The sequence below is a fragment of the Sphingobium sp. BYY-5 genome (genome assembly GCF_022758885.1).
Taxonomy (GTDB): domain Bacteria; phylum Pseudomonadota; class Alphaproteobacteria; order Sphingomonadales; family Sphingomonadaceae; genus Sphingobium.
The window spans coordinates 2,420,649-2,434,567 of the sequence record NZ_JALEBH010000001.1; the positions used below are offsets into that span (position 1 = coordinate 2,420,649).

At 63.8% G+C, this 13,919-nt stretch carries 12 protein-coding genes; 6 read left to right on the plus strand and 6 right to left on the minus strand.

Annotation, left to right across the window (positions count from 1 at the left end; translation table 11 throughout):
• Window positions 1–146: 146 nt before the first annotated feature.
• Complete coding sequence (locus MOK15_RS11600; protein WP_242931749.1) at window positions 147–1,472, plus strand: cystathionine gamma-synthase family protein; 1,326 nt, start codon at window positions 147–149, stop codon at window positions 1,470–1,472.
• A complete protein-coding gene (locus tag MOK15_RS11605; protein WP_242931750.1) occupies window positions 1,469–2,401 on the plus strand; it encodes a 2-hydroxyacid dehydrogenase in 933 nt (310 codons plus the stop codon). Before MOK15_RS11600 ends, MOK15_RS11605 begins: the two co-directional genes overlap by 4 nt.
• A 193-nt stretch (window positions 2,402–2,594) precedes the next feature.
• On the opposite strand, the gene MOK15_RS11610 is transcribed toward MOK15_RS11605, so the two are convergent.
• Window positions 2,595–3,269, minus strand: coding sequence for an HAD-IB family hydrolase (locus MOK15_RS11610; protein ID WP_242931751.1), 675 nt, complete (start codon window positions 3,267–3,269; stop codon window positions 2,595–2,597).
• A 98-nt stretch (window positions 3,270–3,367) separates the two neighbouring features.
• Between MOK15_RS11610 and MOK15_RS11615 the strand changes: the two genes are divergently transcribed.
• The 4 genes from MOK15_RS11615 to MOK15_RS11630 are packed head-to-tail and all read left to right on the plus strand — an operon-like array spanning window position 3,368 to window position 6,944.
• Window positions 3,368–4,477: an MlaE family lipid ABC transporter permease subunit gene (locus MOK15_RS11615; RefSeq protein ID WP_242931752.1), complete on the plus strand. Its 1,110-nt coding sequence runs from the start codon at window positions 3,368–3,370 to the stop codon at window positions 4,475–4,477.
• Window positions 4,477–5,349 carry an ABC transporter ATP-binding protein gene (locus MOK15_RS11620; RefSeq protein ID WP_242931753.1) on the plus strand — a complete coding sequence of 291 codons (873 nt, stop codon included), beginning with the start codon at window positions 4,477–4,479 and terminating at the stop codon, window positions 5,347–5,349. The genes MOK15_RS11615 and MOK15_RS11620 overlap by 1 nt, the downstream gene beginning before the upstream one ends.
• A 3-nt stretch (window positions 5,350–5,352) precedes the next feature.
• Window positions 5,353–6,315, plus strand: coding sequence for an MlaD family protein (locus MOK15_RS11625; RefSeq protein ID WP_242931754.1), 963 nt, complete (start codon window positions 5,353–5,355; stop codon window positions 6,313–6,315).
• A 17-nt stretch (window positions 6,316–6,332) separates the two neighbouring features.
• A complete protein-coding gene (locus MOK15_RS11630; RefSeq protein WP_242932730.1) occupies window positions 6,333–6,944 on the plus strand; it encodes an ABC-type transport auxiliary lipoprotein family protein in 612 nt (203 codons plus the stop codon).
• Window positions 6,945–6,956: 12 nt separating this feature from the next.
• Here the strand turns inward: MOK15_RS11630 and pepN are convergent, their stop codons facing one another.
• From pepN to mnmG, 5 genes are all read right to left on the minus strand, one after another.
• Window positions 6,957–9,557 carry an aminopeptidase N gene (gene pepN / locus MOK15_RS11635; RefSeq protein WP_242931755.1) on the minus strand — a complete coding sequence of 867 codons (2,601 nt, stop codon included), beginning with the start codon at window positions 9,555–9,557 and terminating at the stop codon, window positions 6,957–6,959.
• A 145-nt stretch (window positions 9,558–9,702) separates the two neighbouring features.
• The gene (locus MOK15_RS11640; RefSeq protein ID WP_242931756.1) at window positions 9,703–10,635 is read right to left on the minus strand and encodes a ParB/RepB/Spo0J family partition protein; all 933 of its coding nucleotides are present in this window, start codon (window positions 10,633–10,635) and stop codon (window positions 9,703–9,705) included.
• On the minus strand, window positions 10,632–11,414 hold the full coding sequence (locus MOK15_RS11645; protein ID WP_242931757.1) for a ParA family protein: 783 nt from the start codon (window positions 11,412–11,414) through the stop codon (window positions 10,632–10,634). Before MOK15_RS11645 ends, MOK15_RS11640 begins: the two co-directional genes overlap by 4 nt.
• A complete protein-coding gene (gene rsmG / locus MOK15_RS11650; protein ID WP_242931758.1) occupies window positions 11,411–12,055 on the minus strand; it encodes a 16S rRNA (guanine(527)-N(7))-methyltransferase RsmG in 645 nt (214 codons plus the stop codon). The genes MOK15_RS11645 and rsmG overlap by 4 nt, the downstream gene beginning before the upstream one ends.
• Window positions 12,052–13,902 (minus strand): tRNA uridine-5-carboxymethylaminomethyl(34) synthesis enzyme MnmG, encoded by a 1,851-nt coding sequence (gene mnmG, locus MOK15_RS11655; protein WP_242931759.1) that lies wholly within the window; start codon window positions 13,900–13,902, stop codon window positions 12,052–12,054. The genes rsmG and mnmG overlap by 4 nt, the downstream gene beginning before the upstream one ends.
• Window positions 13,903–13,919 lie beyond the last annotated feature (17 nt).

Genomic DNA, 13,919 nt, shown 5'->3' on the forward strand with positions numbered 1-13,919 from the left:
CAGCGATGGCGCAGCGGCGCGGAATAATAGTGCTGGATCAGGAAATATTATGTCGCCCCCTCTGGCCCCTTTCCCCTCTCCTGCGTTACAGTCCCTGCCCATGACAGCGGCGCAACGAGATGCCGCGTGCCAAGCAGGAGAATGACATGACCGGCGAAACCGAAGCCGACCACAACGGCATCGACCCGACGCTCAACCGCCGCCGCCCCAAGGCCCCGATCATGGAGATTGACGGGCGCAAGCTGAAGCCCGCCACGCTGATGATGGGCCATGGCTATGACCCCACCCTGTCGGAAGGCTCGTTGAAGCCCCCGATCTTCCTCACCTCCACCTTCGCCTTCGAAAGCGCGGCAGCGGGCAAGCGCCATTTCGAGGGCGTCACCGGCATCCGGCCCGGCGGCGCGGAAGGCCTTGTCTATTCCCGCTTCAATGGTCCCAATCAGGAGATTTGCGAGGATCGCCTGTCGGTGTGGGAAGAAGCGGAGGATGCCCTCCTCTTTTCCAGCGGCATGTCGGCGATCGCCACCACCTTGCTGGCTCTGGTCCAGCCGGGCGACGTCATCGTGCATAGCGCCCCGCTCTATGCCGCGACCGAATCGCTGATCGGCCGCATCCTGGGCCGCTTCGGCGTCCAATGGCTCGATTTTCCAGCCGCTGCGACCGAAGAAGAAATCGGCGCGGTGATCGAAAAGGCCAAGGAGCTGGGCCGAGTCGCGCTCATCTATCTGGAAAGTCCCGCCAATCCGACCAATGTTCTGGTCGATCTGGAGGCCGTGGTCGCGCGGCGCGACTCGCTCTTCGCAGGCGCCGATCATGTGCCGCCGATCGCGATCGACAATACGTTCCTGGGGCCGCTCTGGCATCGTCCGATCAAGCATGGCGCGGACATCGTCATCTACAGCCTCACCAAATATGCGGGCGGGCATAGCGATCTGGTCGCGGGCGGCGTGCTGGGCTCCAATGCGGTCATCAACAGCATCCGCCTGATGCGCAACACGATCGGCACCATCCTCGACCCGCACTCGGCCTGGATGCTGCTGCGCTCGCTGGAGACGCTGGAGTTGCGCATGAGCCGGGCGGGAGAGAATGCGGCCAAGGTCTGCGCCTGGCTGCGCGACCAGCCGCAGGTGGAGAAGATCGTCTATCTGGGCTTCCCCGAAACCGAGCGGCAGGCCGACATCTATCGCCGCCACTGCACCGGCGCGGGATCGACCTTCTCGCTCTACTTGAAGGGCGGTGAGGCGGAGGCCTTCGCTTTCCTCGACGCGCTCAAGATCGCCAAGCTGGCGGTCAGCCTGGGCGGCACCGAAACGCTGGCCAGCCACCCGGCGGCGATGACCCATTTGTCGGTGCCGGCCGAACGGAAGAAGGCATTGGCGATCAGCGACAATATGGTCCGCATCTCGATCGGCTGCGAGGATGCGGATGATCTGATCGCCGACTTTGCCCAGGCGCTCAGGACCATCGGATGAAAGACGCGCGCCCGGTCGTCCTGATCGCCCAGCCGCATCTGGCGCCGCTGCTGGGCGTACTGGCGGCGGATTATAACGTCAGGCCGCTCTGGGAGGAGGACGGGCGCGCGCATCTTGGCGGCGCGCAGACGCTGGTGACGGCCGGGGAGTTCCGGCTCGATCCCGCGCTGATCGCGGCGATGCCGCGTCTCGGCCTCATCGCCTGCTTCACCGTGGGCTATGACGGGATCGACCTGGACCTTGTCCGGTCGCGCGGTATCAGCGTCGCCCATGCCGGCAACGCCAATGCCGAAGATGTCGCCGATCACGCCATCGGCCTGATGCTGGCCCATCGCCGCTGGATCGTCGAAGGCGACCGTCAGTTGCGCGCCGGGCTATGGACCGCCCAGGCCAAGACGATCACCCGCTCGATGGGCGGTGCGCGGCTGGGCATCGTCGGGATGGGCACGATCGGCATGGCGGCGGCGGAGCGCGCGCAGGCGATGAAGATGCGCATCGGCTGGTGGGGACCACGCGACAAGCCTGCCCTCCCCTGGCCCCGCGCGGAAAGCCTCATGGCGCTGGCGAAGGAGAGCGACATCCTGCTGGTCGCCGCCCGCGCTGAGGAAGAGAATCGCGGCATGATCTCGGCCGCCATCATCGATGCGCTCGGTCCGGCCGGGATGCTGGTCAATGTCGCGCGTGGCCAATTGGTGGACGAAGCGGCGCTGATCGATGCTCTGAAGGCCGGGCGGCTGGGCGGCGCGGCGCTCGACGTGTTCGATCCCGAACCGACCGATCCTGCGCGCTGGATCGACGTGCCCAATGTCGTTCTGACCCCGCATACCGGCGGCGCGACTCATGAGGCGGTGAGCCAGATGGTGCAGATGCTCAAGGCGAATCTCGCCGCCCATTTCGCGGGCGAGCCTCTGCCCGCTCCCGTGATCTAGGGCGGATCGACATTCAGGATAAAGCAGAAGCCTTGGCCTCATTTTCAACGTCATGCCGGACTTGATCCGGCATCCAGGGCCACAAAGGGCGGCACCTGCGACTCTGGATGCCGGATCAAGCCTGTCCTGAGCCTGCCGAAGGGTCCGGCATGACGGCGTAGGAAGCGTCTGAAACCGTGAATGTCGATCGGCCCTAATTCCAGTCGACCCGCGTCCAGCCGCGTTCCGCCGCCAGCTTCGCCAGCGGCTTGTGCGGGTTGGCCGCGAAGGCGATATCGGCGAATTCCAGCATCGGCGCATCCGACACATGGTCGGAATAGGCCCGGATATGCGCCTGGGACCGGTCGATCGCTTCGGCCGCCATCCATGCCTTGATCATCCGCAGCTTGCCGGTGTCATAGCAATTCTCACCAGCGATCTTCGCGCGAACATAGCGCAGATCCTGAGAAAGATGGTCGGTCGCGATCACCGCGTCGAAGCCCAGCCGTCGCGCGATCGATTCGACGTACAGTCGGTAGGATGCTGTAGCGAGCACCAACCTGTAGCCATCCGCCCGGTCGCGCCTTATCTGCGCCACCGCATCCTGCCGCAAATTGGTCGCCATCACCTTGTCCGCATAGCTTTCAATATGCGGCATCAGCTTTGCCCGCTCGACATTATGGCCGATCATCAGCGTCTGGTTCAGTTCCTTGAGCCGCTGGCGCGTTATCAGCTTCAATATATAGGCCAGCATCAACAGGATGACGCAGGGGAAAAGCAGCAGCCGCCACGGCGCGATTCGCCGCGCCACATGAATCAGGAAGCCCGTATAGGTGCCGCTGAAGGTCACCGTGCGGTCCATGTCATAGATGGCCAGCCTGTGCGTCATGCCGTTTCCGAAACTTTTGCCCTTGCCCGTCGTTCTGGCCAGCGGATGGGCCGTTTCAGCTTGCCGTGCAACCGATAATGGACCACTAAACCCCCTTGATGAACAAAGCCGCCGACCTTTCCGAAGAAACGCGCAATGGCGGCACGGTTATACGGCTTTCGGGAAACCTTGCCATAGCGTGCCTTCATGACCTGCCCGCCCGCCTGGACGGCTTGCAGGGGCCGGTCAGCGCGATCGACCTGGCCGACATCGATCATATCGATACGATCGGCGCCTGGACGGTGCATCGCACCGCCAAGCGCCTTGGCGCGGCAATCACCGGGGCGCATGATGAAGTCCTGCGCCTGATCGAGGCCGTGGGCAATCTGGACGAACCGGTGGCGATCCATCCCGAACATATCGCGCCCTGGCGGCGCGTGGTGGGAGAGATCGGCGAGGCTGTGACCAATGCGGGGGCCACCCTGTTCGGCCTGCTCGGCTTTTTCGGCGCCACATTGGTGGCGAGCTGGAGCGTGATCCGGCATCCCAGCCGTTTCCGGTGGAACGCCGTTATCCAGCGATTCGAGGTGGTGGGCGTTTCCGCGCTCGGCATCATCGGCCTGATGAGCTTCCTGATCGGCATCGTCATCGCTCAGCAGGGGTCGGTGCAGTTGCGCCAGTTCGGCATGGAGATGTTGACGATCAATCTGGTCGGCCGGCTGACCTTCCGCGAACTGGGCGTGTTGATGACCGCGATCATGGTGGCGGGTCGATCCGGTTCCGCCTTCGCCGCGCAACTGGGCACGATGAAGCTGACCGAGGAAATCGACGCGATGCGCACCATCGGCGTGTCGCCGATGGAATCGCTCGTCCTGCCCCGCACGCTGGCCGTCGTGGTGATGATGCCGCTGCTCGGCTTCTACGCCTCCATCGTCGCGATCATCGGCGGTGGCTTCCTGTGCGCCGTCTCGCTGGATATTCCCCCGATCACCTTTGTCCAGCGGCTGCGCGAGGTGGTGCCGATCACCGACCTGTGGGTCGGACTTATCAAGGCCCCGGTCTTCGGCGTCATCATCGCGCTGTCGGGCTGTTTCCAGGGAATGCAGGTCAAGGCCAACGCTGAAGAGGTCGGCACACGTACCACCGCCGCCGTGGTCCAGGCGATCTTCCTGGTCATCGTGATCGACGCCTTCTTCGCGGTCTTCTTTACCTGGGTGGGCTGGAACTGATGAACGAGGAACGGATCCAGCAGGCCGAGGAACTCCGCATCGAGGAAGCGGTCGAAACCGCCGCCATCGCCATCAAGGTGCGCAATCTCAAGAACAGTTTCGGCGACCAGATCGTCCACGAAAATCTCGACCTTGACGTGCGCAAGGGCGAGATATTGGGCGTGGTCGGTGGATCGGGCACCGGCAAGTCGGTGCTGATGCGTTCGATCATCGGGCTTCAGACCCCGGACGAGGGCGAAATCTGCGTCTTCGGCGAAACCATGATCGGGCGGCTGGATGACGACGCGCTGGCGATCCGCAAGCGCTGGGGCGTGCTGTTCCAGGGCGGGGCGCTCTTCTCGACGCTGACGGTGGCCGAGAATGTCGAAGTGCCGATCCGCGAATATTATCCAAATATCGGGCCGCAATTGCGTGACGAGATCGCCGCCTACAAGATTCGCCTGACCGGCCTGCCGACCGACGCCGGCCCCAAATATCCGTCCGAATTGTCAGGCGGCATGAAGAAGCGCGCGGGGCTGGCCCGCGCGCTGGCGCTGGACCCGGACCTGCTGTTCCTGGACGAACCGACGGCGGGCCTCGACCCGATCGGCGCGGCGGCGTTCGACGACCAGACACGCAAGCTGCAACAGACGCTGGGCCTCACCGTCTTCCTCATTACCCATGATCTCGATACACTCTATTCGATCTGCGACAGGGTTGCGGTGCTGGCGGACAGGAGGGTAATCGCGGTCGGCACGATCGAGGAGCTGCTGGCGCTCGATCACCCCTGGATCCAGGAATATTTCAACGGCCCGCGCGGCCGCGCCGCGACGGCGGCGGTCAAGCGCGAAAAGAACAAGGCGGCGTCCGCGTCGCCGGACGGAAGGCGATAATCTATGGAAACCCGCTCCAATCATGTGCTGGTAGGTACGGTCACACTGTTGCTTCTCGCCACCGTCATGATCGCCGCTTTCTGGTTCTCACGCCTGTCGCAGGGCGACAACAAAGAATATGACGTCTTCTTCAAGCAATCGGTCAACGGCCTCGCCAAGGGGTCGAGCGTCAACTATTCGGGCGTGCCGTCGGGCCAGGTCGAGAAGATCGAATTGTGGGATCGCGATCCAAGCTTCGTGAAAGTACGCATTTCCGTCAAGACAGGGACACCGGTGTTGCAGGGTACGACCGCGACCATCTCCGGCGTCGGCTTCACCGGCGTCAGCGAGATCGTGCTGGACGGCGCGGTCAAGGGCGCGCCACCGATCGTCTGTCCAAAGGATAATCCGGCGTCGGCCTGCCCAGATGGCGTGCCGGTTATCCCAACCAAGCCGGGAGCGCTGGGTGAACTACTCAACAATGCGCCACAACTGCTGGAACGGCTGTCGACCCTGACGGAACGGCTGACGGAACTGCTCAACGATAAGAATCAGCAGTCGATCGCAGGCATCCTTGCCAATGTGGAGCGGGTATCGGGCGCACTGGCCGACCGCAGCCCCGAAATCGCCGCCACCCTGGCGGAGGCGCGAATCGCGGTGCAGCGCACCGGCGTCGCCGCCGACCAGATCGGCAAGCTCGCCGCCACCACAGACTCGCTACTGAACGATGAGGGCCGTCCGCTACTGGCTGACCTGCGCAAGAGCGTGCAGTCGGCCACGCGCAGCATCGACACGCTCGACAAGACGATCGGCGAGGCCCAGCCGGGCGTCCACGCCTTCAGTTCCCAGACCATGCCGGAAGTGAACCAGTTGGTCCGCGAACTGCGGGAAATGTCGCGCTCCTTCCGCGGCGTCGCCGAGAAGCTCGACCAGCAGGGCGCGGGATCGCTGGTCGGATCGCCCCCGCTGCCGGATTATAAGCCATGATGAGAGAGAAGCGGATCATGATCCACGCGAACCCCCGCAGCGCGATGGTCGCGCTCGCCGCCGCCTTCCTGCTGTCGGGCTGCGTGTCCTTCGGCGCGAAACCGCCGACGCAATTGCTGACGCTCGATGCGGCGCAGAAGGTGCCCGCAGGCGCCGGACGCGTCGCCGGATCGGGGCGCACCCTGGTCGTCACCGACCCCGAAGCACCCAAGATGCTGGATACGGTCCGCGTGCCGGTGCAGACGGCGCCGACATCGGTCGCTTATGTGACCAAGGTGCAGTGGGCCGACACGCCGCGCCACCTGTTCCGCCAGCTACTGGCCGAGACCATCTCTGCGACCACCGACCGGGTGGTGCTCGATGCCGGGCAGTTTTCGGGCGATGGCGGGCAGCGCCTATCGGGCGAGCTGGTCGACTTCACCGTCGATGAACCCGGCCATAGCGCGATCGTCACCTATGATGCGGTGCTGACCACGGCGGCCGGTGTGGCGCTGGCCCGGCAGCGCTTCACCGCCAGTGCGCCAGTGCACGGCAAAATCCAGGCGACCTCGGTCGGTACACCGCTCAATGCAGCGGCGAACAAGGTTGCGGCGGATGTCGCGGCCTGGGTCGCAACGGTGAAGGACTAACTCCTAAATCCGTTAATCCAGGCTCTTGCTCGCCTGTTCGGTGACATCCTTGGACAGGTCCGGCTCCGCCAGGATGCGCTGCAATTCGGCGCGCATCAACCCGGCGCGCCCTTCATCGAAGCGTTTCCAGCGACCGAGCGGCGGCACCAGGCGCGCGGCCGTCTGCGGGTTCAGTTTGTCGAGTGCAATAATGCAATCGGCGACCAGCCGATATCCCTTGCCGGACTTGTGATGGAACGCCCATTGGTTGCCCGCGAAGGCGCCATAGAGCGAACGCACGCGGTTCGGGTTGTTCAGGGTGAAGTCCTTATGCTTGCCCAGTTCCTCGACCTGGTCGACTGTCTCCGGATGCAGGGCAAAGGCCTGGGTCTGGAACCATTTGTCGAGCGTCAGGGCATCGGCCGCATAGCGGTTGTAGAAGATGTCGAGCGCCGCCACCCGTTCGGCGCTGGTGCCGTTCGCCAGCGTGCCGAGCGCCGCCTGCCGCTCCGTCATATTGTCGGCCTCGCTGAACTGGGCGAAAGCGATGGCGGGACCATCCTCGGCACCCAACGCCACCAGATAATGGAGGGCGGCATTGCGCAGCTTGCGCGCGCCCTTGGCGGCTGACGACAGCGAGAAACCGTTCGCCTTGGTCTTCGCATGTACATCACGCCAAAGCGGCTCCAGCGCCGTACCGATCTTTTGCTGCAGAGCATCGCGCGCGGCGTGGATCGCGTCGGGATCAACGATCTGCATCTGGTCGCCCAGATAGGCTTCGCTCGGCAGACGGATCGTTTCGGCGACGAAAGCCGGATCAAGCGCCGGATCGGTCAGCGCGTTGCGGATCGCTTCGATCACGCTGCCATCATCCACATTCTGCCCGCCGATATGCCCGATCAGCACATTGACCATGAGTTGCTGCATCGCCTCATAGCGGGCGAAGGGATCGTCATCATGCGCCGACAGGAAGGCGAGGTCGTCCTGACTGCGGTTCGTCTCGACGATCACCGGCGCGGAAAAGCCGCGGTTGATCGACAGGACCGGCGCACTGGCGAATCCGGTGAAGACGAAGCTCTGCTTCGGCTCGGTCAGCATCAGCAGCTCGTCGCCATGGTGCTTGGCCGTGGCAGAATCGAACAGAGCCATGCGCAACGGAATCGCCATGGGCTGCTTGTCGGGCTGGCCGGGCGTTGCCGGAACGACCTGCTCCAGGGTCAATTCCACGCTCTGACTCGCGGGATCATGGGTCAGCAGCGCCCGGACATGCGGCGTCCCGGCCTGCTCATACCAGCGGCGGAACTGGGTAAGGTCGATGCGCCCGCCCTCCTCCATGGCGAGAACAAAATCCTCGCACGTCACCGCTGCGCCGTCATGCCGGTCGAAATAGAGGTCGGTGCCGGCACGGAAGCGTTCCGCTCCCATCATCAGCGCCATCATGCGGATAACCTCCGCGCCCTTATTATAGATGGTGGCAGTGTAGAAGTTACTGATTTCCATATAGGATTCGGGTCGGATCGGATGCGCCAGCGGCCCGCTATCCTCCTGGAACTGGGCCGCGCGCAGGATACGGACATCCTCGATCCGCTTGACCGCATGGCTGCCCATGTCGGCGGAGAAACTCTGATCGCGGAAGACGGTGAAGCCTTCCTTGAGCGAAAGCTGGAACCAGTCGCGACAGGTGACGCGGTTGCCCGACCAGTTGTGGAAATATTCATGCGCCACCACGCCTTCGACCCCATCATAATCGATGTCGGTCGCGGTCTCCGGATCGGCAAGAATATAGCGCGAATTGAAGATGTTGAGGCCCTTATTCTCCATCGCCCCGAAGTTGAAGTCGGCGACCGCGACGATATTGAACACGTCGAGATCATATTCGCGGCCATAGACGCGCTCATCCCAGGCCATGCTATCCTTGAGCGCCTTCATCGCGTGCGCAGTGCGCGGCAAATCGGCTTCCTTGACCCAGATGCCGAGTTGCACCTCCCGCCCGCTCATCGTCACGAAGCGGTCGGCATTGCAGGCGAGATCGCCGGCAACCAGAGCAAAGAGATAGCAGGGCTTGGGAAAGGGGTCCTTCCAGCGCGCCCAGTGACGGCCGCCCTCAAGGTCGCCCTGCTCGATCGGATCGCCATTGGCGAGCAGCACGGGAAAGCGCGCCCTGTCCGCCACCATATGCACATTGTAGCGCGACAGGACATCCGGCCGGTCCGGGAAGAAGGTGATGCGGCGGAAGCCTTCCGCCTCGCATTGCGTGCAGAGCAGGCCGCCACTCGCGTAGAGACCCATCAGCTTGCTGTTGCTCTCCGGCGCCAATTCCACCAGCGTCTCGACGCTATGCGCTCGGCCGGGCAGCGCGACGATGAGTGCGCCAGCCTCCAGATGCCATTCCCCTTGGTCCAGAAGACGACCATCGACCTTCACTTCCAGCGGAACCAGGCCATCCCCGTCCAGCCGCAACGGCCGGTCATGATCGCCGTTGCGCGTGACGGAAAGGGTCGCATGTATCCTGGTCAGCGCGGGATCGAGATCGAAGTCGAGCGCAATATCAGGGACCAGCCAGTCAGGCGCGCGATAATCGACGCGACGGATAATGGTGGGAGCGGCGGCGGTGGTGGAGAGCATATCGGCCATGTCCGCAACCTAGGGAGCGGCCGGGCAAAAGACCAGTGGGCTTTGAAAGCAGGCATAAGATCGCCCGTCGCCCACATCCATCTATTGGTGATAGATGAGACGGCGTGGGATGAGGCGATGACGGATCAGTCTGACGCCATCCAGACTAGATTCGTTCCCCGGAAAGACGCTGACAGATCATGTCGAGCTGGTCGAGATTGGAGTAGCGCAGCGACAATATGCCACCGGTCGAAGCGCTGTCATGGTCGATATCAACCTTCAGCCCCAATATATCAGCCAGTTGCTGTTCCAGCGCGGCGATGTCCGGATCTTTATCACTTGCGCCGCCGCCACTGCGGCGGGCAGCCGGTGCTTCGACGCCGGTCTTGACCTTGCGCACCAACTGCTCGGTATCACGGACCGAAAGCCCTTTTTCCTCAACCTGTTGCGCCAAACGCTCGCAGTCGGGCGCGCCGATCAGCGCACGGGCGTGACCCATGCTGATCCTGTTGTACATCACCTGTTGCTGCACCGTTTGAGGCAGCTCAAGCAGACGCATCAGGTTGGCCACATGACTGCGCGATTTGCCGACGATACGCCCAAGCGCTTCCTGGCTGTGATGAAATTCGGCGATCAGCTTGCGATAGGCTTCCGCCTCTTCGATCGGGTTTAGATCCTCGCGCTGGATATTCTCGATCAGCGCGATCTCCAGCGTTTCCTGCTCGTCGAAATCCCGAACGATGGCGGGAATGCGATGGAGATGCGCGCGCTGCGCCGCGCGCCAACGGCGTTCACCGGCGATAATCTGGAAACCCCCGCCATGGGGGCGAACGATGATCGGCTGGATCACGCCACGCTTGGCGATGCTGTCGGCCAACTCCTGCAGCGCGCCTTCATCGAAATGGCGGCGCGGCTGTTCGGGATGCGGATGGATAAGCGCGACCTCGATGCTCTGTATCGCCTTGCCGTTGGCAGCGGGCGTGGCGGCCTGCGCAACAGGCTCCTCACGGGAGACGTCGCCCAGCAAGGCGGAAAGGCCCCGTCCGAGACCTTGGGGGCGCCTGGCGATCTTCGGCTTGTCGGTCATTTCGTCGCTCAAGCGGCAACCTCCTGTCGCGGCAGCCGCCCGATCAATTCGCGCGCAAGCTGCATATAAGCCTCCGACCCAGAGCATCGGAAATCGTAGATAAGAGCGGGCACGCCATGGCTGGGTGCTTCGGACAGGCGCACATTACGGGGAATCACCGTCGAGAAAACGAGATCACCCAGGCAGGCTCGCACATCGTCGGCAACCTGATCGGTCAGGCGGTTACGGCGGTCGTACATGGTCAGCGCCACGCCCATGATCGACAGGCCGGGATTGAAGCGGCCCCGGATGCGCTCGACCGTCTGGAGCAATTGCGACAGACCTTCCAACGCGAAAAATTCGCACTGGAGCGGCACGAGAAGATATTGAGAGCCAACCATGGCATTGATGGTCAGCAGCCCCAGCGAAGGCGGGCAGTCGATCAGGCAGATGTCCCAGCGGCCAGGCTGCGCTTCGGAAAGAACGCGCTCCAGACGATGGGTGCGCTCCTCATAGTCGATCAGTTCGATCTCCGCGCCGGACAGATCCTGCGTCGCGGGGACGAGGTCGAGCTTGGGAACGCGCGTGGTGACGATCGCATCGTCCAGCGCGCAGTTGCCGACCAGCAGATCATAGCTGGATTGGGCCCGCTCCCCCTGCCCGACACCCAGGCCGGTGGATGCGTTGCCCTGCGGATCGAGATCGACCAGCAGCACCCGAAGACCCGTGGCGGCCAGGCCGGTCGCCAGGTTGATCGCGGTCGTGGTCTTGCCCACTCCCCCCTTCTGGTTGGCGATGGCGATGCGGATCATGGGCGACCTTTCTTCTTGCCAACGGGTGCGAGGCCAGTCGCGACGATGATGGCGCTATCGGCATCGGTCACGCTCGGTTCCACGTGGAACACACCTTGCCATGCCGGGCGCGCCGCCTCCAGTTCAATTTGCGCATTTCGTCCCTTTGGCAGCACCCAGAGGCTGCTTTTTTCGGACAGATGCAGCGCGGAGGCGAATAATTTGGGCAAAGGCGCATAAGCGCGCGCGCTGATGACGGCGGCCCTGGTCGGCGGAACGACTTCGACGCGGCCGCCGAAAACGCGGGCGTGGGCCAGACCCAGCTCGTTGATGAGGCCATTCAGAAAATCGATCCGCTTGCGGCGAGACTCGACCATCAGCATCGGCCGGTCGGACAGGCAGGCGAGAACGATGCCGGGCAGACCAGCGCCAGAGCCAAGATCGATCCACTCTCCATCCCCCGCCCCATGGCTGTGGATGAGCAGTTGGGCGGAATCGACGATATGCCGCGTCCAGACATGCGGGCGCGTCGATTCGGCGATCAGATTCTGCTCGTCCATGGCGGACAGGAGGATGGCGACATAGCGCTCCAGCCGATCCCATGTTTCACATGGAACATCGAACTGCGCCTGCAACCAGGCGCGGGCTTCCTCTTCGCTCACGCGGCCTCCCGACGGACATGGACCAAAATGGCGGCAAGCGCGGCAGGGGTGATGCCCCGGATTCGCCCGGCGGCGGCAAGCGTATTCGGACGGGCGGCATCGAGCCGCTCGATCATCTCGGTCGATAGACCGCCGATGGTGCGATAGTCGAAATCGGCCGGGATGCAGACACGCTCATTCCGGCGCAGTTCGGCAATCTCGCTATCCTGCCGCTGGAGATAGGGCGCATAATGGGCGTCCTCCAATATCTCGTCGCGTAGATCGGCGGGCGCATCGCGCAGCGTCGGCACGAGATCGAGCAGCAGCGCCTTGTCCACTTCGGGGAAACGCGCCCAATCGAACAGGCTTCGCCGCGCGCCATCCTGTCGCACCACAGCGCCAGCACGCGCCATTTCGCTCGCAGTCATGGGGCGGGCCAATTCCGCTTCGATCCTGCCTCGCAACTCCGCCCGGCCGGACAGTCGTGCAGCGCGCGCTTCCCCGATGATGCCGTGGGTGATGCCGATCGAACCAAGCCGCGTCTCGGCATTGTCCGCGCGCAGGCGGAGTCGATATTCGGCACGGGCGGTGAGCATCCGATAGGGCTCGGTCACGCCTTGCAACACCAGATCGTCGATCATCACGCCGATATAGGAACTGGCGCGATCGAGGATCATCGGCGCTTCGCCACGCGCACGCGCAGCGGCGTTGACACCGGCGACTAGGCCCTGGGCGGCGGCCTCCTCATAGCCGGTGGTGCCGTTGATCTGGCCGGCGCAAAAAAGGCCGGGGACCGTCCGCACTTCCAGCGAGGCATCGAGCGCACGCGGATCGACATGGTCATATTCGACCGCATAGCCAGGGACGGCGATCTCGACCTGCTCCAGGCCGAGCATGGACCGCACCATCTCTATCTGCACATCGGTCGGCAGCGAGGTGCTGATGCCGTTGGGATAAACGAGCGGATCGTCCAGCCCTTCGGGTTCGAGAAATATCTGATGCCCGTCGCGGTCGCCGAAGCGCAGCACCTTGTCCTCGATCGATGGACAGTAACGCGGCCCCCTGCCCTCGATCGCACCGCTGAACAAAGGCGACCGGCCGAGACCGTCGCGGATGATCTGATGCGTGCGATCATTGGTGCGAGTGATGGCGCAGGCAAGCTGCGGCAGAATACGGCCGGCGGTGAGCGGAGACATCGTCCAGCCTTCCTCGTCCGAAGGCTGGGTTTCAAGCCGTGCCCAGTCGATAGTGCGACCGTCGAGACGCGGCGGCGTGCCGGTCTTGAGCCGCGCGATCGGCAGGCCGAGTTCCCGAAGCTGGATGCCGAGCCTGGTCGCCGCACGCTCACCGATGCGGCCGCCGGTCTCGCGCTCGTCGCCGCGGAAAAGTCTGCCACCAAGGAAAGTACCGGTCGCCAGCACGATCGCGGCGGCGCTCAGGGTGCCGCCATCGGCCAAAGCAATCCCGGCGATCACCTCCCTGTCAAGAAGGAGCGCGGCGGCTTCGCCTTCGACAATGGCAAGGCCGGGCTGCGCATCCAGCAAGTCATGGATAGCGGCGCGATACCGCTTGCGGTCTGCCTGGATACGCGGCCCCTGAACGGCGGCGCCCTTGCTGCTATTCAGCATTCGATAGTGGATGGCCGCCGCATCCGCAGCGCGCGCGATCAGCCCATCAAGGGCATCGACCTCACGGACCAGATGCCCTTTGCCCAGGCCACCGATCGCTGGGTTGCAGGACATGGCGCCAACCGTCTGCCGGTCGAAGGTGAGCAGCGCCACCGACGCGCCTTTGCGCGCCGCCGCAGCAGCCGCTTCGCAGCCGGCGTGGCCGCCACCGACCACGATCACATCATAGCTTGTTCGCATGAAGGCGCCCTTATCAG